This window comes from Marinomonas shanghaiensis, assembly GCF_003259175.1.
Classification (GTDB): domain Bacteria; phylum Pseudomonadota; class Gammaproteobacteria; order Pseudomonadales; family Marinomonadaceae; genus Marinomonas; species Marinomonas shanghaiensis.
Genome location: NZ_QGOK01000006.1, coordinates 189,160 through 209,142, shown reverse-complemented (window position 1 = coordinate 209,142; position 19,983 = coordinate 189,160). Strand labels below are relative to the sequence as shown.

General features: G+C 45.4%; 19 protein-coding genes. 4 read left to right on the top strand and 15 right to left on the bottom strand.

Features of this window, described 5'->3' with window-relative positions; translation table 11 throughout:
* Positions 1 to 2 precede the first annotated feature (2 nt).
* Positions 3 to 1,226: a sensor domain-containing diguanylate cyclase gene (locus DKT73_RS06825; RefSeq protein WP_111637815.1), complete on the top strand. Its 1,224-nt coding sequence runs from the start codon at positions 3 to 5 to the stop codon at positions 1,224 to 1,226.
* Positions 1,227 to 1,285: 59 nt separating this feature from the next.
* Here DKT73_RS06825 and DKT73_RS06820 read toward each other — a convergent pair whose 3' ends face one another.
* The gene (locus DKT73_RS06820) at positions 1,286 to 1,711 is read right to left on the bottom strand and encodes a secondary thiamine-phosphate synthase enzyme YjbQ (protein ID WP_111637814.1); all 426 of its coding nucleotides are present in this window, start codon (positions 1,709 to 1,711) and stop codon (positions 1,286 to 1,288) included.
* Positions 1,712 to 1,717: 6 nt separating this feature from the next.
* The gene (gene folA, locus DKT73_RS06815; RefSeq protein ID WP_111637813.1) at positions 1,718 to 2,227 is read right to left on the bottom strand and encodes a type 3 dihydrofolate reductase; all 510 of its coding nucleotides are present in this window, start codon (positions 2,225 to 2,227) and stop codon (positions 1,718 to 1,720) included.
* A 164-nt stretch (positions 2,228 to 2,391) separates the two neighbouring features.
* Between folA and DKT73_RS06810 the strand changes: the two genes are divergently transcribed.
* The gene (locus DKT73_RS06810) at positions 2,392 to 3,243 is read left to right on the top strand and encodes a thymidylate synthase (protein WP_111637812.1); all 852 of its coding nucleotides are present in this window, start codon (positions 2,392 to 2,394) and stop codon (positions 3,241 to 3,243) included.
* 60 nt (positions 3,244 to 3,303) lie between these two features.
* Here DKT73_RS06810 and DKT73_RS06805 read toward each other — a convergent pair whose 3' ends face one another.
* From DKT73_RS06805 to DKT73_RS06790, 4 genes are all read right to left on the bottom strand, one after another.
* Entirely contained in the window at positions 3,304 to 3,816 is a 513-nt protein-coding gene (locus DKT73_RS06805) for a GNAT family N-acetyltransferase (protein WP_232827805.1), read from the bottom strand.
* A gap of 150 nt (positions 3,817 to 3,966) precedes the next feature.
* Positions 3,967 to 4,764, bottom strand: a complete 798-nt coding sequence (gene lgt / locus DKT73_RS06800; protein WP_111637810.1) for a prolipoprotein diacylglyceryl transferase — start codon at positions 4,762 to 4,764, stop codon at positions 3,967 to 3,969.
* 27 nt (positions 4,765 to 4,791) lie between these two features.
* Positions 4,792 to 7,080, bottom strand: coding sequence for a phosphoenolpyruvate--protein phosphotransferase (ptsP, locus tag DKT73_RS06795; RefSeq protein WP_111637809.1), 2,289 nt, complete (start codon positions 7,078 to 7,080; stop codon positions 4,792 to 4,794).
* Positions 7,081 to 7,112: 32 nt separating this feature from the next.
* A complete protein-coding gene (locus tag DKT73_RS06790) occupies positions 7,113 to 7,616 on the bottom strand; it encodes an RNA pyrophosphohydrolase (RefSeq protein WP_111608164.1) in 504 nt (167 codons plus the stop codon).
* 145 nt (positions 7,617 to 7,761) lie between these two features.
* On the opposite strand from DKT73_RS06790, the gene DKT73_RS06785 reads away from it, so the two are divergent.
* Complete coding sequence (locus DKT73_RS06785; protein ID WP_111637808.1) at positions 7,762 to 8,418, top strand: histidinol-phosphatase; 657 nt, start codon at positions 7,762 to 7,764, stop codon at positions 8,416 to 8,418.
* A 58-nt stretch (positions 8,419 to 8,476) separates the two neighbouring features.
* On the opposite strand, the gene DKT73_RS06780 is transcribed toward DKT73_RS06785, so the two are convergent.
* Positions 8,477 to 9,673: a class I SAM-dependent rRNA methyltransferase gene (locus DKT73_RS06780; protein ID WP_111637840.1), complete on the bottom strand. Its 1,197-nt coding sequence runs from the start codon at positions 9,671 to 9,673 to the stop codon at positions 8,477 to 8,479.
* A gap of 104 nt (positions 9,674 to 9,777) precedes the next feature.
* Between DKT73_RS06780 and DKT73_RS06775 the strand changes: the two genes are divergently transcribed.
* Positions 9,778 to 10,644 carry an HDOD domain-containing protein gene (locus DKT73_RS06775; RefSeq protein WP_111637807.1) on the top strand — a complete coding sequence of 289 codons (867 nt, stop codon included), beginning with the start codon at positions 9,778 to 9,780 and terminating at the stop codon, positions 10,642 to 10,644.
* Positions 10,645 to 10,693: 49 nt separating this feature from the next.
* Here the strand turns inward: DKT73_RS06775 and DKT73_RS06770 are convergent, their stop codons facing one another.
* From DKT73_RS06770 to folD, 8 genes are all read right to left on the bottom strand, one after another.
* Positions 10,694 to 11,764: an ABC transporter ATP-binding protein gene (locus tag DKT73_RS06770; RefSeq protein WP_111637806.1), complete on the bottom strand. Its 1,071-nt coding sequence runs from the start codon at positions 11,762 to 11,764 to the stop codon at positions 10,694 to 10,696.
* An 8-nt stretch (positions 11,765 to 11,772) separates the two neighbouring features.
* On the bottom strand, positions 11,773 to 13,437 hold the full coding sequence (locus DKT73_RS06765; protein ID WP_111637805.1) for an ABC transporter permease: 1,665 nt from the start codon (positions 13,435 to 13,437) through the stop codon (positions 11,773 to 11,775).
* A gap of 46 nt (positions 13,438 to 13,483) precedes the next feature.
* Positions 13,484 to 14,536 carry a Fe(3+) ABC transporter substrate-binding protein gene (locus DKT73_RS06760; protein WP_111637839.1) on the bottom strand — a complete coding sequence of 351 codons (1,053 nt, stop codon included), beginning with the start codon at positions 14,534 to 14,536 and terminating at the stop codon, positions 13,484 to 13,486.
* Positions 14,537 to 14,696: 160 nt separating this feature from the next.
* The gene (locus tag DKT73_RS06755) at positions 14,697 to 15,524 is read right to left on the bottom strand and encodes an HDOD domain-containing protein (RefSeq protein WP_111637804.1); all 828 of its coding nucleotides are present in this window, start codon (positions 15,522 to 15,524) and stop codon (positions 14,697 to 14,699) included.
* 170 nt (positions 15,525 to 15,694) lie between these two features.
* Entirely contained in the window at positions 15,695 to 16,900 is a 1,206-nt protein-coding gene (locus tag DKT73_RS06750) for a UbiH/UbiF/VisC/COQ6 family ubiquinone biosynthesis hydroxylase (protein WP_111637803.1), read from the bottom strand.
* Between the two features lie 40 nt (positions 16,901 to 16,940).
* Positions 16,941 to 18,248, bottom strand: coding sequence for an aminopeptidase P N-terminal domain-containing protein (locus DKT73_RS06745; protein WP_111637802.1), 1,308 nt, complete (start codon positions 18,246 to 18,248; stop codon positions 16,941 to 16,943).
* Between the two features lie 65 nt (positions 18,249 to 18,313).
* Entirely contained in the window at positions 18,314 to 18,904 is a 591-nt protein-coding gene (locus DKT73_RS06740; RefSeq protein WP_111637801.1) for a UPF0149 family protein, read from the bottom strand.
* A 165-nt stretch (positions 18,905 to 19,069) separates the two neighbouring features.
* Entirely contained in the window at positions 19,070 to 19,912 is an 843-nt protein-coding gene (gene folD / locus DKT73_RS06735) for a bifunctional methylenetetrahydrofolate dehydrogenase/methenyltetrahydrofolate cyclohydrolase FolD (RefSeq protein WP_111637800.1), read from the bottom strand.
* Positions 19,913 to 19,983: the final 71 nt, after the last annotated feature.

The following is a 19,983-nucleotide window of genomic DNA, read 5'->3' as shown; positions in this document are numbered from 1 at the left end:
TCATGAACACCCCTTTCGAACTCGCGTTTAAATACATGCCAACACCTGCTTTTATCATAGAAAGCAGTACGGGCAAGCTTATGTCATACAATCGCAACTTTGAGATTTTGTTTGAAAACTTCAATGCGACACCGTCAGGCACATGGGAATCCCTTTGCGAAGACGCGGCATCGCCAAAAGATTGGCTCACACTGAACCAAAAAGTTCAAAGCGGCAGCATTGAACGTTGTGAAAGTATGATTCGCGTCGGTGACAAACTCATCAATATGCAACTTGAAATGCGACATCTTGGTGAGTCAGTATTAGCCTGTGTTTATAACACAGACCACATGGACCTTTCCGCTGCTGAAAACACCTTGTTGAAGTTCGCACTGACAGAATCGTCTGCAGGCTTGTGGATATGGGAGACGGAATCTGATTTGGTCTCTTGCTCAAAATCCATCGCGACACTCTTAAAGTATCCTCAGGATAAAACACCACGCTCTACAGTTGAATGGCATAAAATCGTTCATCCTGACGATGTCAAAAAACTGGCAACGGTTGTTAATGAGCATGTTGCATTAAACCAAGATTATTACGAAGTGGAATACCGTATTTTAACAGGGGATCAACGCTATCTTTGGGTAAAAGAGCGTGGCAGAAGCTACACTAAAGGCCCAGATGGCAGCATTAAGAAAATCATTGGCTTTATGGTCGACATCAGCCACCAAAAAGCATTAGAAGAACATTTACGCAATCAAGCGACGTTTGATGAGCTAACAGGGCTGTTAACTCGTGGGGCGGCACTGACCCATTTCAAAAAGCAACTAGGCTTGGCAAAGCGCCAATATACGCCATTAACCATGGCGAAAATCAACCTTGATGCCAACGAGCGCCTAAGCAAATTGCCGATGGAAGCACGTAACATTGCCATTCAGACATCCGCCCGTTACATCTATAAAAAGATCCGTGAAGCCGATGTATTGGCACGAGTAGAGCCAGACAAATTGCTGTTGTTACTGCCTAATACCAGCGTGAGAGATGCGAAAACCTTGCTAAAACACCTCATCACCCCAACGGAAGATGAAAAATCAACCTTGTTCGAAGGTAACTCAGATCCCTTGGATTTCTGCATCGGCATCGCCGCGTTTCCAGAGGACGGTGAAACCATAGAAGAACTCGCCCTCAGTGCCAACCAAGCGGTTGAAAATGGTCAAGCCACTTGCAAGCAAATCATGGTTAACTAAGATGCTGAACCTAAAAGACACCACTTTATTCGTAAAGTTGGTGTCTTTTGTCAGAAGCACTAACAAGGCTCCCCTTGCAACATCAGTACCATCCGTCTAGAACCACCATGCTCTCTGTGCTCTCCTAAATAGATGCCTTGCCAAGTACCTAAATACAGCCTCCCGCTCCGTACAGGAATCGTCAAAGATGAGCCCAACAGGCTGGCTTTTATATGGGCAGGCATGTCATCGCTGCCTTCATAAATGTGCTCATAATACGGCTGATCTTCTGGCACCATGTGAGAAAAGTGCCGTTCCATGTCTCGACGCACCGAAGGATCGGCGTTTTCATTAATCGTCAACGAGGCCGATGTGTGCAGCAGTTGAACATGCAACAAGCCTATCGACACAGGTGACAGCTTAGCTAAAGCCGCCTCCACCTGATCGGTGATCAAATGAAAACCTCGACGCATCGCTGGCAATTGAAACTCAACTTGTTGCCACATAACGAATTACTCTGCGCTGGTTCTTTGGTACACAGAAAAGCGGTAGTCATAAGGATTCGGGCCTTCCGCCGCAAATGCCTCTTCACCGATCAAGGTAAAAGACGGCCAATCTACTTCTGGAAAAAACGCATCACCTTTTACTTCTGCATCCACATGAGTGATGTACAAGCGATCTGCACGCTCAAGCGCCAGTTGATAAATTTGCGCGCCACCGATCACCATGACTTCCTCTAGGCCATTCACTAAGCAAATGTCTTCACCAAGAGAAATAGCGTCTTCTAGTGTCGTTACTACATCAATGCCTTCTGCTTGATAAGTTGGATCACGGCTGATGACAATATTACGACGTCCTGGCAATGGCTTACCAATCGATTCAAAGGTTTTACGTCCCATAACAATCGGCTTGCCCATGGTCGCTTGCTTGAAATATTTCAGGTCATTCGGCAAGTGCCAAGGTAACGAGTTATTAATACCGATGGTTCGGTTGGTAGACATAGCAACAATAAGTGACAACATACAATAACCTGCTTAAAAATCTTGGCTCTTCTTTGCTCCGACAATCCAAGAGCAAAGGCTTCTGATATAATCCATAGCATTTATTATACCCATGACGATCCAGATTGCATTTTTTAACCTGCATGACCAATATTCGTCGAGGCTAAAACAGACAAGGCTTTTTTATGAAACAATATCTAGACCTCTGCCACCGCATTGTCAATGACGGGGAATGGGTCAACAACGAACGTACTGGCAAACGCTGCCTCACCGTGATTAACGCCGACCTCACTTATGATGTCAGCAAGGGCGAATTTCCCCTCGTGACCACGCGTAAAAGTTACTGGAAATCGGCCATTGCCGAGATCATTGGTTATTTGAGAGGATACGATAATGCCGCCGATTTTCGTGCGCTGGGCACCAAGACTTGGGATGCCAATGCCAATGAAAATCAAGTGTGGCTAAACAATCCTTATCGTAAAGGCGAAGACGATATGGGATTGTGCTACGGTGCCATTGGCCGTCACTTCCCTAAACCAGACGGCGGTCATATCGATCTATTAAAGCAAATTGTGGATGATCTCAGCCGTGGTGTGGATAACCGCGGGGAAATCCTCACGTTTTATCACCCTGGCGCATTTCACATGGCGTGCCTTCGCCCTTGCATGTACAGTCATCATTTTTCATTGCTGGGTGATACGCTTTATCTAAACAGCACCCAGCGCAGCTGTGATGTGCCGCTTGGGCTTAACTTCAACATGGTTCAAGTGTATGTATTACTCGCCATCATGGCACAGATCACAGGCAAGAAGCCCGGCAAAGCCTTTCACAAGATAGTGAATGCTCACATCTATGAAGATCAGCTCGAATTAATGCGTGACGTTCAATTAAAACGCGAACCGTACCCGTTACCAACCCTAAAAATCAACCCAGAAATCAAGTCCCTAAAAGACATAGAAACGTGGGTCACCATGGATGACTTCGAAGTAGAAGGCTACCAATTCCACGACCCTATCGCCTACCCTTTCTCCGTATAAGCGACTCTCGGTTTAAGCGCTCTAAAAACAAAACGGCGAACATGATTCGTTCGCCGTTTGTTAAAATATGATGTGATGATACTCAATACAGTCGATGCTATTGCCCTGCACTTGAGCGAAGTTTTCGTGTTTTTTTATTTCAACAAATCCGTTGTGCGCTAATACTTTCTGCGAAGCAATATTATCGATGGAGGCAAAAGCAATGAGCTTTTGTAAATTAAGCGCTTTAGCCAATTGAATCATACTTTCAACGGCCCATTTTGCCATGCCACGTCCGGTAAAGTTCTCACCTATCCGGTAGCCTAAATACGCTTCACACCGCACAAGGTTTATATCGGTTAGGTTAATGCGTCCCGTAATCTCGCCAGCGTCGTCCATAATTAGCATCGACAGCATGACTTTTCTTTGATGCTGCGAAAGACATTCCTCGATGTGTTTTTTTACACCTTCATCAGTGTAAAATCCAACTTCCCGTGGATTAATATGCGATTCAAACCAAGCCCTGTTTTCTGTTTCAAAAAGCAGTAAAGATCGAAAATCAGACCGAGATAATAAACGCAGTTCCATTGGCATTAAGCTCTTTTATAAACCTCAGCGCTCCCAATGCCAAAACGTCATCAACATTACAGTCATTGACTTGTACAGAGAGAACAAATAGTCGTACCAAAAAATAAAAAACCAGCTATGGTGGCTGGTTTTATCAAAATTTAATGCTGAATTACTCTACTTTTTAGGAAATGCCTTCAATTTAAAGCCAGCAACGATCAGTCCTACACCAATAAAAACCATTGGCAACGACAACAGCTGGCCTTGTGTCAGCCAACCAAAAGCAAGGTAACCAATTTGTGCATCTGGCTCGCGGAAAAATTCCACTAAAATTCGGAAGATGCCATAGAAAAGTAAGAACATGCCAGAAACGCAGTAACGAGGTTTGGTTTTTTGTGAGAAGAACCACATAATGCAAAATAGCGCGACACCTTCCAAAGCGAATTGATACAGCTGAGACGGATGACGGGCAAGCTGCAACGGGTCATTTGGGAAAATCATTGCCCAAGACACGTCAGTAGGTTTACCCCATAATTCTCCGCCTATAAAATTCCCCAAGCGCCCTGCCCCTAGACCAATAGGGACAAAAGGTGAAAGGAAATCCGTGACATCCACTAAGTGCTTTTTGTAACGACGTGAAAAGAAAAACATCGCGGCAATCACACCCAACAAACCACCGTGGAAAGACATGCCACCTTCCCAAATCCGCACAATAATCAGTGGATCTTCAATAAACGAAGGAAATTGATAAAATAAGATATAACCAATTCGACCGCCTAATATGACACCAAGTGCACCATAGAAAATGGCATCACTGACCATTTCAGGCGTCCAAAGGCCATTGGAACGTTTAGCACGGTACATCCCTCCTAAATAAGCGCCAGCAAAACCAATCAAGTACATAATGCCATACCAGTGCACAGCAATTGGCCCGATGGAGACGGCAATGGGGTCTATATCTGGGTAAGAAATCATAATATTAAAGCAAACCTCTGCTCAGTGTTACGCCACGTTTGTGGTTTTGGATGGTCGAATCAAGCGCTCGATATTAGCCTCACGCATGAGTCGTGTCATGGTTTGTGTAACGGCTTCAGCATGGGATAATTTCATCACTTCATTCAGCATATATTGAGCTTGAGCCAACGTAATATTACGAATGACCGCTTTCACTTTAGGCAGACTCGTGGAACTCATAGACAGCACATCATACCCCATCGCCATCAATAAAATAGCGCCCATTGGATCGCCCGCCATTTCCCCACAAACACTCAGCCCAACACCTTCATCTTTGACCTGATCAACAATACTGTACAAGGCACGCAGAACCGAAGGATGGAAAGAATTATACAAATCCGCAACACGAGGATTATTGCGATCCACTGCCAATAGATATTGAGTCAAATCGTTACTGCCCACGGACAAGAAATCCACCAGCTCTGCCAGCTCTTTCACTTGATAAACCGCGGCAGGAATCTCGATCATGACGCCCACTTGGGGCATTTTCACGTCATAACCTTCCTCTTTAACCTCGGCATAACCTCGGCGAATCAACGCCAGCGCTTCTTCCACTTCAGCAACATTTGAAATCATCGGCAGCATAATTTTAAGGTTATGCAGGCTCGCACTGGCTTTAATCATGGCACGAATCTGCGCCATGAAAATTTCCAAATGATCTAAAGTCACTCGGATACCACGCCATCCAAGGAAGGGGTTAGCTTCGTTGATAGGGAAATAAGGCAGGGCTTTATCCCCCCCTATGTCCAAGGTACGCACGGTGACTGGCGCCGGTGCGAAACCTTCAAGTTGCTGGCGATAAATCACCACTTGCTCGGCTTCGGTCGGGAATCGATCACGCACCATGAAAGGTACTTCTGTTCGATATAAGCCAATCCCCTCTGCACCACGGTCCAAGGATCGAGCGATGTCAGCAGATAAACCCGTGTTCACAAACAACGACAGACGGTGATGATCTAACGTCTCACAAGGAAGGTCCCTGAGGGTTTCATACTCTTCTTCTAGTAAGCGTTCTTCATCAACAATTTGTTGATAATTTTCAATCAGAGCGTCAGAGGGGTGTGTGTAAATTTTTCCTAGATAACCATCAACAATCAAATTAACCTTATCGAGCTGCGCATAAGGCAAATCCAACGCCCCCATGACAGTGGGTATTCCCATGGCTCTGGCTAAAATAGCCACATGGGAGTTACCAGACCCCATCACAGACACCAACCCCTTGATCTTATCAATGGGGATCTCACCCAACATAGAAGCCGTTAGTTCTTCACCAACAATAATCGATGGCTCACTAAAACGTTCCGCAATGTTAGGCGCTTTTTCTTGTAGGTGAGACAAGATTCGACGACCAAGGTCACGAAGATCTGATGCTCGCTCGCGCAGATAAGGGTCGTCCATGCGATTAAACTGCTGAATGTGAGACTGAATAACTTGTCTTAGTGCACCTTGCGCCCAATTGCCTTCTTTGATTTTTCGAACGATTTCGCCCGCAATGGAGTTATCATCCAAAATTTTAAGGTAGACATCAAACAGTGCTTTTTCGTCTTCGGAAAGATGCTGACTAATACGATTACTTGCTCGACGAATATCGTGCCGAACGGCGTCAAGCGCTTGATAAAAATCTTGAATCTCTTGATCGGAGTCTGTGCTATGACGATCTGGAATGACATCAAGATCAGCAGGCGGAAACACCACAACACCACGACCAATCGCCACCCCAGAACTACCTGGTACACCTTTGTAACGAAAATCGGCCCCATTTGGTATGGCATTGGCGTTTAGATTGGTAATCGCCCCCGTGGCTTCGGCATGAGCAATAACGCCTGCTAATTGAGCAGATAAGGTAATCAGGAAAGCTTCTTCCCCTTCATCAAAGCGACGTTTGTCTTCGTGCTGTACAACTAGAACACCCAGCACTTGGCGATGATGTATGATGGGAACACCCAAAAAAGAACGATAACGTTCCTCTCCAGTGCCTTTCAAATAATGAAATGATGGATGTATATGCGCATCTTCAAGGTTAACGGGCTCGGCTCTTCGTCCCACCAAACTGACAAGACCCTCATCGGCCTTTAAGCTCACACTACCAGCAACGTCCGCGTTTAGGCCTCGGGTCGCCATTAGGACATAATCTGAGGTGTTGGTATCCACCAAATAAATAGAACACACTTCTGCACGCATGGCACGACGAACACGTCGGACAATAATATCCAATGCGGCAGACAAAGACTGCGCGGCAGTCACCTCTTGTGTAATACGCCTCAGCAAACTTAGCATAACTCTCCCATCGCTCTTAATATCCGTCAACGTTAAGCTGTTGAGTTTACCACTTTTTCTAGTCGACGGTGTGCGCTAGGAATGAGCTCTTTCAAAGCTCGCCGGTAAACATCTTTTTTAAACGCCACAACCTGGCCAAGAGGGTACCAATAACTGACCCATCGCCAACCATCAAATTCTGGACTTTCCGTTCCATCTACGCACACAGAAGCATCAGGACAACGAATAGACAGAAGAAACCACTTCTGCTTTTGTCCAATACACAAAGGCTTACTATTGTGTCTTAGCATGCGTTTAGGAAGACGATAACGCAGCCAACCTCGGGTTTTCCCGATAATTTCCACCTGATGTGGGTCTAACCCCACTTCCTCTTTTAACTCTCTGTATAACGCTTCTTCAGGTGTCTCATCGGGTTTTATGCCACCTTGGGGAAACTGCCAAGCATTTTGCCCAACACGTCTCGCCCAAAGAAGCTGGCCACGCTCGTTCATCAGTATGATGCCCACATTCGGTCTGTATCCGTCTGCATCAATCACGAGCCATCACCTTCTAATATAAGAATAAATTGGATTCATTGTTCCATAATTCGCTCATTCGTACAATTAAGACTGCTGTTATTTATTGTCTGCAAAGCTATACTTTGCGCACTTTAGAAGATTTTAAAAGAATTGAGGGGAAACTGTGACACTCGCAATATTTGACTTAGATGGTACCTTGTTAAACGGTGATAGTGATTACACTTGGGGACAATTTCTCGTAGAGAAAGGCTTAGTCGATACGCAAGTCTATAAAGAAGCCAATGACAAGTTCTTCCAACAGTATCAATCTGGCACCTTAGATATACATGAATATCTGGCTTTTAGCTTAGCGCCACTCACACGATTTTCCAAAGCAGAACTGATAGAGCTTCACCACAGCTTCATGGTGGAAAAAATCCAACCCATGATGCAAGAAAAAGCCAGCGCTCTGTTAAAACACCATAAAGATCAAGGCCATTTTTTGCTAATGATCACCGCGACCAATCAGTTTGTGACCGGCCCCATTGGTGATGCCTTAGGCATGGATCATATTATCGCCCCCGTTCCAGAGATCGTTAACGACCGCTATACGGGCAAGGTGGTCGGCATTCCGAGTTTTCAAGCAGGTAAAGTCACACGCTTGAACGATTGGCTCGCTGAAACCGGTCATTCTATGGAAGACAGTTATTTTTACAGTGACTCACGCAATGATTTGCCTTTATTAGAGTTAGTCACACACCCGATTGCAGTAGATGCGGACGAGACATTAGCCAAAATTGCTCAGGAGCGCGGTTGGCAACATATCTCCTTGAGAGATTAGGCATAAAAAAGCACGACCATTTCTGGACGTGCTTTTTTACTTTTTAAAGCACCAGTGCTTACAAACCCATATTGTTATGAATACGGTAAAACAAGGCTTTAAGGTATTCTGTTTCTTCGATAGCTGGATGCACAGGATGATCTGGCGCTTGTGTGCCACGATAAATCAGTTGCGAAAAACGCTCTAATTGACGGCTGTTGCTGCGAATAATATCGTGTAATCGCCCTGTTTCTAAGTGCATCGAACAGGAACCAGATACGAGAATCCCCCCTTTCGCCACCAGACGCATCGCTAACTGGTTAGCGCGATGATAAGCCCCTTCACCCGCTTTAATGTCTTTGCGACGAGCAATAAACGCCGGCGGATCCATCACCACAACATCGAAACGCTCTTTCTCTTCGATCAAAGATTGCATGGCCTCAAAGGCATCACCATGCATCAAATTAGAACCGCCTTCGTATTGGTTTAACTTAAGGTTTTCCCCCACGTGACTCAATGCACTTTCTGAAGCATCGATAAAGGTCACATCCGTTGCGCCAGCAGAGGCCGCTTGAACACCCCAACCGCCAATGTAAGAAAAAACATCCAATACACGTTTACCAGCACAAAAACCTTGCATGGTTTTACGGTTTTCACGATGGTCATAGAACCAACCGGTTTTTTGACCGTCCCAAACGGGGGCTTGGAACAGCACACCGTTCTCTTGCAAGAAAACCAATTCTGGAACCGTTCCAAAAGCTTCCTCTACATAGGTTTCAAGGCCTTCGATTTGGCGCATCTTGCCATCATTTTTCATCAAAATAGCCGACGGTTTAACCACATCTTGCAGCGCTTCAACTATTTCATTTTTTACACGCTCCATGCCTGCTGTCGATATTTGCACCACGAGAATATCAGCAAAACGATCCACCACTAAACCTGATAAACCATCAGAATCACCAAACACAAGACGATAGTAAGGTGACGGGTAGGTTAATTCACGTAATGACAAGGCAATTTTTATACGATGAACGAGTGTCGATTTGTTTAGAAACGTATCGGTACTGCGGCTCATGAGACGCCCGCAGATCAATGTATTAGGATTGATTGTCGCAATGCCAAGAGGTTTGCCTTGAGCTGTTTCGACAACAACCTGATCCCCTGGAGTAAATTGCTTTAATGGCGTCGCAGAGGTATCTACCTCATTGCTGTAAATCCATTGATGTCCAGCTCTTAGACGGCGATCAGCTTGGCCTTTTAGTCGAATAACACTCAAAATTTTCACCCAGTATATTTAAAAACCGCTATTATAGAGACTCTGGATTCAATTGCTACGAATTACGTAGCGGTAAAGTTACTTGCCTTTAAAGAAGTGTGCCTATGTCATCTACATTAAACGAAAATCAACTCAAGCTTATCTTGCAAGGCATCAGCATTCCACCTCAGCCGCAAATCATGGTGGATTTACATATGGAACAGGCTATGCCTGATCCGGATATAGCGCGAATATCAGACATTATTTCCCAGGATGTGAGCCTTTCAGCCGCCGTTCTAAAACTCGTCAATTCCGCTGCTTTTAATTTACCCAGAAAAATAACATCCATTCAACAAGCCGTCATGATACTGGGAACCAATAGCATCACAAATATAGTCAATGGCCTGGCCGTGAAAAGTGAGCTGTCAGACGAAGCAATAAAGTCACTACACAGTTTTTGGGACACCGCTTCCGACGTCGCTGCGATTTGTTCAAGCTTAGCCCTCCAGTTAAAATTCAAATATCACAATGAATGCTATGCCCTAGGTCTCTTCCATAATGCGGGTATTCCACTCATGCTAAAGCGCTTTAAAAATTATAAGGAAATACTAGAAAAAGGGTATCAAGACCCAGATTTCAGACTAACGGATTTTGAAAACCAAGCGTTTAAAACCAACCATTCGGTGGTGGGTTATTATCTCGCAAAATCTTGGGGTGTGCCCAAAAGTTGTTGTGCAGTTATTGCGAAGCACCATCGTATCGACTATTTATTCACCAATCGAGTGCCCGGCGACAACATAAGCCTAACCTTCGCCGCCATTCTAAAAATGGCGGAGCATATAGGGTCGACCTATCGACACATAGGCAATGCTGAAGAAGACTATGAATGGCAAAAAATTGGACACTTCGCGCTGGATCATTTAGAACTCAGCGAATACGAATTTGAAGGCATGATAGAAGTCTGCCACGAACAAGGCATAGGAACCATTTAGTTCTGCCGCTATCTATTGAATAAAATGCCCACGAGGGTGAGCATTTTATTCATTGACGTTGAAACATAACCAGATGATCTAAGTGCACACTCAAACCTATCTCTTGTCCTACGGCATGATTATGATGGGAGGACGCAAAACAATACACCACCTTCCCAGACGACAATTTCACGCGATATAAGAAATGCGATCCTCGAAACCATTTACTGACAATCACCCCCACAAACTCACTGTCATCGTCATGCAAAATATCATCTGGACGAACCAATAAATCCACTAAAGTATGATCAGCAAAACCATGGTGTAACTCACCACGAATATTCCCTAGGTCAGAATGCACACAATCGGGACCGCACACTGTCGCTGGCAAAAAGTCGCCATGACCGATAAAGCTAGCGACAAATCGAGTGGCAGGTCGATGGTAAATTTGGTAAGGCGATCCTGTTTGATGCACAACACCCGCATCCATAACGGACACCTGATCGGCCATAGCAAAGGCTTCCATCTGATCATGAGTCACCAAAAGTGCACTCATTTTCTCGTGCTGTAATATCGCGCGTATATCAGGTACAAGCTCTTCTCTTAACTTGGCGTCCAGACCAGAAAAAGGCTCGTCCATTAATAATAGTTTCGGTTTTGGCGCGATAGCACGCGCCAAGGCAACACGTTGCTGCTGACCACCTGAAAGCGAATGCGGATAACGACTCTGAAAACCAGCTAAGCCAACCAGATCCAACAAATAAGTCACCCTCTGCTGAGCCACCTCTTTAGGCCAAGCCGATATACCAAATGCAATATTTTGCGCAATAGTAAGGTGAGGGAATAAAGCAATGTCTTGAAACACCATGCCTATCTGACGATGCTCAGGGGGAACACTCATTGATTCACTCGATATGACCTGACCATCAATGTGTATTTCACCTGTCATCAAAGATTCAAAGCCAGCAATCGCCCGCAACAAAGTAGACTTACCGCAACCACTCGGCCCAAGCAGACAACCGATTTGTCCTTCCATCAATTGAAAAGATGCGTTTTTGACGACAGCGTCACCATCGTAGCCCACCGACACATCTGTCAATGTCAGTTCTTTTAACGTGGAATGAGAGGATAACAAGGTCATATACAATCCTATTTTGAACTGCCAATGTGCGAGGCAATGGATCGGCTCAACAAGATAACGGGGATTAACCCCACCAGTACGATCATTAACGAAGCCGGCGCAGCATCCACTAAGCGCTCATCTGATGCCAGCTCAAAAGCCCGAACCGCCAAGGTATTAAAGTTAAAAGGCCGCAGAACTAAAGTGGCTGGTAACTCTTTCAACACATCCACAAAAACAATCAACATAGCGGTCAACACAGAGCCTTTTAACAACGGCACATGGATGCGTGTTAAAACTTTATAAGGTGACATACCCAGTGAGCGCCCTGCCATGTCCATGCTAGGTTTAATCTTTCCAAGGCCGTTTTGCACGGCCCCCAAAGACACCGCCATAAAACGAACCGTATAGGCAAAAAGAAGCGCCACGAGCGTACCGGAAAAAATCAGCCCAATGCTATCGCCAGTGTAGTAGCGTACAAAATCAATTATTCTGTGATCTAACCAAGCAAAAGGCACGATGGTACCAATGGCAATAATGGTACCAGGTAAAGCGTAACCCAATCCGGCAATGCCAACCGACACGCTAACAACACGCCCCCGATTTAAACGTATCGCGTAACTTAACACCAACGCCAAGCCCACTACGATTAAAGAAGCCACAGCAGCAAGATAAAAAGAGTTCCACGCCAGCTGAAGAAAGTTTGCCCCCGGATTTTCTGCTTTGAATACAGCCCAGTACGCTAAAATACTCACAGGCAGTAAAAAACCGATTAAAATAGGCAGCAAACAAAAAACACAAGCGAGTATGCGCATTCCTCCTTTTAACGCCATACGTCGGTTACTGGCTTTTTTCATTCCAGAAGAATGGTAACGAATGCGGTGTCTCGAATATCGCTCCAATAAAATCAACATCGCCACAAACAACAGCAAAACACCGGCCAACTGAGAGGCTGCGGCAACATCTCCAAAGCCATAAAAAGTACGTAAAATCCCCGTCGTAAAGGTATTTACGCTGAAATATTGTACCGTACCATAATCCGCTAACGTCTCCATTAGCGCTAAGGTCAAACCCGTTACAATGGCAGGACGAGCAAGAGGAAGTGCAAGTTTAAAAAAGACAGCGCGACCAGAGTAGCCAAGTGTCCGACTGACTTCTAACGTATTCTCTGACTGCTCTAAAAACGCCGCTCGACTCATCAGATACACGTAGGGATAAAGCACCAAGGTCAACATCGCTATGGCACCGCCAAGAGAACGTATCTCAAAAAACCAATAGTCTCCGTAACGCCAACCCGTGAGTTCACGAATAAAGGTTTGTACAGGGCCGGCAAAATCCAATACGCCAGTGTAGGTATAAGCGATGATATAAGCAGGCATGGCCATGGGCAAAAGTAATGCCCAGGAGAGAAATGATCGACCGGGAAAGTCACACATGCTAGTCAGCCAAGCGCAAGGTATCCCTATCACTAAGACACCTATCCCAACACCTAACATCAAAAGAAGTGAGTTAGAAATGTATTCAGCCAACACGGTCTGATAAAGATGTTGCCAGACCTCACCATCACCTATTAAGACATTGATCAGAACAACCAATATAGGCAAGGCTAAAACCGTGGCAATGAGTATTGCCACGGTTTTTAAAGCATTCCACTGAGGTTTATTTGTTAAACTCGAACGAGTTACATCTACCATTAAAAATCAAAAACCAAATAAAAAAGGATACGGTTTACAAATACGTTTATTTCCAGCCAGCAATGTCCATGAGTTCAACGGCTTGACGATTGTTATCACCCAGCTGACTCAACGAAATCGTATCCGCACGAAACGCCCCAAAGGGCACTAACATCTCAGGTGCACCAACACCTTGCACCACAGGGTATTCATTATTCACGTGAGCATACCATTCTTGCGATGCATGATTGCTCAAAAACTCTAATAAGAGTTTCGCATTGTCTATGTTGGTCGCAGCCGCCGTCACACCGGCGCCACTTACGTTAACATGGGCACCACGTTCGCCTTCATCTTGGTTAGGCCAAAATAACTTCACCTGCTGGTACACATCTCGCTCTTCCGCTTTGTCACTTTGGCCAAGGCGACCATAATAGTAAGTGTTCGCCAACGTTAAATCACACACGCCAGCGGCAACGGCTTTTAATAGATCGACATCACCACCGAAAGGCGGACGAGCCAAATTCGACACCAACCCTTTGATCCAAGCCTGTGTTTTTTCTCGACCATTAGCGTCTAGCATAGACGCGACAAGCGACTGATTGTAAACATTGGCAGAAGAACGCACACAAATTCGGCCTTTCCACTTTGGATCAGCCAGATCTTCATAAGTAGACAAGTCTTTTGCCGACACTTTTTCAGGGTTATAAAAAATCACTCTGGCACGCTGTGACAAGCCGAACCAGTAACCATCAGTATCACGCAAATGACTCGGAATATTGGTGTTTAGTATGTCGCTATTGATGGATTGCAACACACCAGCGGCTTTAGCACGATGCAAGCGCCCAGCATCAACGGTGATAAAGACATCTGCAGGACTCGCGTCACCTTCCGCTTTTAAGCGACTCAATAGTGCATCAGCGGAACCAGTAATGAGATTAACAACCACATCATTTTCTGCGGAGAAAGTATCTAAAACGGGTTTTATCAGTGACTCTTGACGAGCGGAATAGATATTCAATTCACCTTTTGCTTGCGATCCTGCGGAAAATAGCAGGGCACTAATAAAGCCAAACGTACCTAAGTAACTTAAGACTATGTTATGTTTTTGTTTATCAACCATCTTATGTACCGTCATCGCGACACCCTATACCTGTGTACTTTATCAACCAACTAAAGAGCCAAAAAAAATGAGACAAGAAATTAGCACAACACTATGGTGAACACTAGCGATTCTCATTTATTTAACAAACCTAGTGCGTCAACACGAAGTTCACGGCGGCTCAATGAAGTAACTGATTCAGGCTATCATTAATAATCAAGGCGTCATCTAGCTCATAAACAATTCCCTCTGGTAAACCCGCCGCTTTCGCCACCGCATAAGGAAACCCTTCCCGAACTAAATCAGAGTCTCGTTCAGTTCGGATACACGCATTCAAATAGCAGGCTAGATTTAATACACAAGAAAGTGGGTCGGGCTCACCATTCGCAAACGGACGCTTGTGATGCTGCACAGCGTAACCTAAACCCGCAGGGAACTTCCATAAATCCATCAATGCTCGTCCAGCATCCTGAGAAGTAAAACCCAATAAATCTTGCTCAGCTTTCACTCTTCCCGCTTTCCGGTTTGCCACTAAGGATTGGATCTCTTGAGCAAGAGTCGGCGCGGTAAGATGCAGTAATAAACGGCCAATGTTGTGCACAATACCGACAGTAAAAGCTTCATCGGCTTCAACCAAAGGTGTCCGCTTGGCAAACCATTGTGCGAGTTCGGCAACCCGAAAGGAATCGGCCCAAAAATCTGTCAACTTCAGCCCTTCTACTTTTGCTACCGAATTCGAAAAACCCGATGCAATTACTAAAGTTTTCAACCGATCAATACCAAGTAGTACCGTTGCTTCATCAATGGAGGATATTTTTCTCGATAATCCAAAATAAGCGGAATTAACCACACGCAATACTTTTAATGCGATGGTCTGATCATGAGACACGCGCTCACTGATATCCGAATATTTCGCATTTGGATCACTGAGCAGCTGAACCAATTCACGAACAATATCGGGAACGTTAGGAAGCTTGTCCGTTTGCTTCAAAAGATCTTGGATTTGCATACCACTCTGCCTTGTTTATTTGTCGTGTACACTGAGTATAAGCAGAATATGGCAGCAAACATTTTTTGCAACCACTTCTTTGTAAGCACTTGTTTGCACGCAGATTACTGTTGATAAAAAACACCCATAACACGCAAAAAATTACGCCATAGATTAATGTTCAGCAAACATTAAGAAAACGATGATAATCCCGCAGCACGAGCAACGAGCTTTCTCTTTAACGAGGTATTACGATGAAATTGTTTCATGCCAATATTTCTCAACTGAACCAACAGGGGTTGCTGGGTTGAAAATAAGCGCTTAAAAGCCTCCATTCCCGCCGCCATCGCAATGTTATCCAACATACGGGCACGTTGATAACGTCGTAGCACTTTGCTCGCCCCAAGAGACTCACCGCGTCGATGCGCTTTTTCGAGCACCTCTACCAGCGCTTTCACATCGCCAAAACCTAAGTTCGCACCTTGGCCTGCGAGAGGATGAATCGTATGCGCGGCATCACCAATTAACGCCAATCCAGCTTTGACATATTGTTTGGCATGACGCTGTCTTAATGGAATCGCCTGACGATCTTGCGTCATTCCAACAACGTCGAAATGTTTGTTCATGGCATAATGCAAACGTCGGCAAAAGGTTTGCTCATCAAGCGCCATCAATAATTCCGCTTCTTTTGGAGGCACAGACCAAACAATGGAAACATAATGCTTTTGCGCTACTGACGGAAGCGGAAGAAAGGCCAAAATGCCTTCTTCACCAAAACTTTGCCAAGCGGTGTTTTGATGGGATTGGGCAATTTCGATCGTTGCTACAATCGCATGATGTCCATAATCCCATTCAACCGTCTCGAAAGCATTTTCAGTGCGTAGCTTTGACAAGGCACCATCGGCGGCAATGATGGCCTGGGCCTCCAAAACCTGTCCCGAGGTCAATTCTACTCTGACACCAGACTCACTTAATTCATGGGACTCTAATGTATCCCCTAAATACAGATCGACGTTTGCTGAACGGCGAACCTGCGCCATTAGCTGCTGATTTAAAACCGCATTTTCAACTAAGTGCCCCAATTCAGGCATAGCGGTTGCCTGAGCATTAAAATCAATAAACCCCTCGCCAAGGCCATCCCATACCACCATATTGTCATAAGACGCAATTCGATCACGGGATATGCCCTGCCAAACATTTGCCTTTTCAAGCAAACTCTTTGATTGACTGGAAATCGCACTGACCCTGGCATCGTACTCTGGTGGTGTAGACAATCGATACTCACCATTATGTTTATCGACAAGGGCGATTCGCAAAGAAGATTTAGCCAGTAATACAGCAGACAAAGCACCAACCATACCAGCGCCCACTATAATCAAATCGTACGACTTCGCCATTTTACTTCTCTCCGCCTTGCCATCTTCTCTATAGAGTGTGTTATCGATTTTCCGCCATAAAGGCCTCAATATCTTTAATTTCTTTTGGTAGACCATGGGTCAATACATAAGGACCCTCTGCGCAGATAAGCACATCGTCTTCAATACGGATACCGATACCACGCCACTTTTCCTCAACCGATTCATTATCCGCCGAAACATACAAACCAGGCTCTATGGTTAACACCATGCCCTCTTCTAACAAGCGTGATTCACCAGCGATTTTATAGGCACCACAATCATGAACATCCAGACCTAACCAATGCCCCGTATTGTGCATGTAAAAGTCTCGATAGGCCTTGCTCTCGATCAGGAAATCCACATCGCCTGTTAACAATCCGTGTGCGACCAAACCTTTGGTTAATGCTCTCACGGCGGCGTTGTGGCAGGCCTCATAAGGCGTTCCTACATTAAGCTCTTTCATTCCCGCATGATAAGCGTCTAATACAACTTGATACAAAGCCGCTTGTGGCTCACTGAATTTACCACTCGCTGGAAAAGTACGAGTAATGTCTGAGGCGTAACATCCCAACTCCGCCCCCGCATCAATTAAGATCAGATCACCATCGTCGATCACTTCGTCGTTTTTAATGTAATGCAACACACACGCGTTACTGCCGGACGCCACGATATTGTTATACGCAGGTTGGCGCGCACCGGATTTCATAAAAACATAATTCAGTTCCGCTTCTAACTGGTATTCATTCATACCAGGACGAACCGATCTCATGGCTTGTTTATGTGCCTCAACACTGATTTGTGCAGCCGCTTCCATAATGGCAACCTCTTCTGCACCTTTGCGCAAACGCATTTCCGACACCGCAGGCGCTAAATCGATGAAGCTCGTTGGAGCCGATGCCCCCATTCTGATTTTCGCCGCCACTGCATCGCGCCAGCCCGCGATTTTTTCACGCAGGACATCGTCGTTAAACAAATACACAACCGGCCCAGCACCATCTAAAGCAGAGAATGCGATTTTATCGAGCTCCTCTAACGGCGCCGCCTTCTTCGCGCCAAAATGAGCTATCGCACCTTCGCTACCAAAACGAAAACCATCCCACTGCTCGCGTTCAGGGTCTTTTGGCAACGTCACCAAGGTCATTTCACCATGCCCCTGGATAATGGCGTACGCACTTGGCTCAGGAAATCCCGTTAGATAAAAAAAACTACTATGGGGTCGAAACTCATACTCACAGTCATTGTTACGAGTGGCTAACTCGCCCGTTCGCACAATCACCACACTGTTTTCCGGCAAAGATTGCATCAAGCGCTCACGGCGAGCCTGATAAGTTTGAGTATCGATTTTCATAGAAGGTCTCACTTAATAATTGTCATGCCATTGGATCATCGTGATGAAATATCGTTTTCATCAATTTAATGCAAGGAATTCTGCTTCGTGTGATCAACGTCTGGGTTGATATCATGATGCTCTGTATACAGCATCATCGCTGACAATCTCACGTACTCAACCAACTCGGTAAGATCCGCTTCATTATCATTGTTCTCTTCTAATGCACGCATTTCCGCTTGCATGCCAGAGATATTGGCAAAATCACGCAAGATTTGCTTGGTTTCATCAGACAAATCCTTTTTTTGCCCCGACAAACCGTAACCAGCTAAAAAGCCATGCGCCCATTGCGATAAGGTGACGCCTCTTTCACACAACTCGGCATCCTCATCGGCAATACTCGGCACAAGCGCAAATTCGCCATTTTGCAGCAAGGTCAGTGTTGCGGTATAAAGTTCAATAATCACCGCTCGGCTAGCGTCTTCTTTCCAGCCTTCAATATCACAAAATTCCACCACCATGGTCAACCAATCTTCTAAAGGTAAAGTCACGCCAGAAGCAAGATAACCACAAAGTTGACCATGCAACTCTGCAGGTGAAGCGGTAATGGATTCTGTGACAAAAACATCAGCGATTAAATCGAAATCTAATGCGTCTTTTAACATTTCTGTGGACATAACGTGCCAACCTTTGCAGTTCAATTTATAAAAAATAGGGGTTAACTTATAAAAACAGAGGCTAACGTCTAAAAAAAGAAGCCGCGCCTAATGGCACGGCTTTTTATCCCATATCGCGATATTATCTCAACAATATGGGGCTATCGTAGAACGCTTTCAAGCCTATTAGCCCAGCTGTTTAAGACCAGAAGCCACGGTTTGGAGAATCAGAGTATTAATGGTCATTGGGCCAACACCACCTGGAACAGGTGTGTAAGCCGCCACACGATCAGTCAAAGGGCCAAGCTCGATATCGCCAACACCACCTGGGTGATAACCAGCATCAACCACCACAGCGCCATCTTTGATCCATTCAGCTTTGATAAATTCTGGTTTGCCCACTGCACCAACGATTACGTCAGCTTGTTTAACAAACTCAGACAAGTTCTGTGTACGCGAATGACAAATCGTCACGGTCGCATTGGCATTCAGCATCATCATCGCCATTGGCTTGCCTAGAATCGGGCTACGACCCACCACCACAACATGCTTGCCTTCTAGATTGACATCGTAGGCTTCAAGCAGACGCATAATACCCGCAGGCGTTGCCGCACCATAAGCTGGCTCTTGCATAGCCATGCGACCAAAGCCAAGGCAAGTTACGCCATCAACGTCTTTATGTGCCGCAATCGCGTCAAAGCATAGGCGCTCATCAATTTGCTCAGGTACTGGATGTTGTAACAAAATGCCATGCACATCTGGGTTGTTATTTAACTCATTGATCTTTTCTAGTAGCTGTTCAGTGGTGGTGGTTTCAGGTAACTCAATGGCCATAGAATCCATACCAACGCGGCGACAAGCATTGCCTTTCATTTTCACGTAAGTGGCAGAGGCGGGATCAGCGCCCACCAATATAGTCGCTAGTATAGGGGTGCAACCGGTGCGCTCTTTAAGCTCGGTCACTTGAGCCTGTAGGCGGTTTTCAGTTTCTTTGGCGCAAAGTTTGCCGTCAAGAACCAGTGCAGTCATGAAGGAGCTCCAGTAAATAAAACAGTGATGTATGAGGGAGGCGCATTATACCTCAACTTTTGCCTTGATAC